An 895-nucleotide genomic window follows, 5' to 3' on the forward strand; every position below is an offset into this window, starting at 1 on the left:
TGTACGACCGGATACATAGGTAACACTTCAGACCGGGAACATAGGTAACACTTTCCTAGTCTATCCGGATAATACTACGGCTTTTCCGGTCATAGTAAGCAAGCGTTATACCGTTAAAGATGATGGCCTCAACTCCATCATCTTTTTCTTCCAGCATGATGTATTCCCCCAGCAGCGCTTCGCTCAGGAACACCTCCTTGCCGATGTGTATCACCCCCTTCGACATCACTCTGTACAGCCGCGCTCCTTCAGGCCATTCATACTCAGGTACTTTACCGTCCCAGCTGCGCGATGATGGCCGCCATACCTCACCCGGCGTGGTTCCTCCCAGTGCTTCATGTGGACGCTCCTGGTTGAACTCTTCTCTGTAATGACTGAACCAGGCCTGTTGCTCTTCCAGTGTTCTGAAGATATTCCCGTGTTTCAGTGCGCTTTTCAGCGAACGGTGCATCCGCTCATGGCGACCATTTTCCTCCGGATGCCCCTTTCTGATTCGCTCGGGCCTGATGCCCAGTTTGATAAGCCAGACCGACAGACGGCTGAGACCCGCCACCCCAACGCCAGCAAAGGGCTGCCCGTTGTCGGTTCGCAGCACATCCGGCAGACCGTATTCAAGGAAGGCGTCGGTGAGGCACTGTCGGGCAAAGGCGGTGTTCTCGTGATGATTACCCCGGCAGCTCAGAAGGTAGCGGCTGTGGTTATCCGTCAGCGTAAACGGGTGGCAGTACTCCCGGCTCAGCAGTCTGAACTTCCCTTTAAAATCAGCGCTCCAGACCTGATTAATATCCTGGATAGTGGTCAGCGGCTGACGATTCCCGGGCGTTCTGTGTTTGCGCTTTCTGTCCGGAACCATCCCCTGGCGTTTGAGGATATCGCCGATAGTGCTGGCAGCCGG

At 54.9% G+C, this 895-nt stretch carries 1 protein-coding gene; it reads right to left on the reverse strand.

Annotated features, from left to right (window positions below; genetic code table 11):
* Positions 1-55: 55 nt before the first annotated feature.
* The coding region (locus HII27_RS26805; RefSeq protein WP_185670189.1) for an integrase core domain-containing protein at positions 56-895 on the reverse strand (840 nt) is incomplete at its 5' end.

This window comes from Kluyvera sichuanensis (assembly GCF_014218705.1).
GTDB lineage: Bacteria > Pseudomonadota > Gammaproteobacteria > Enterobacterales > Enterobacteriaceae > Kluyvera > Kluyvera sichuanensis.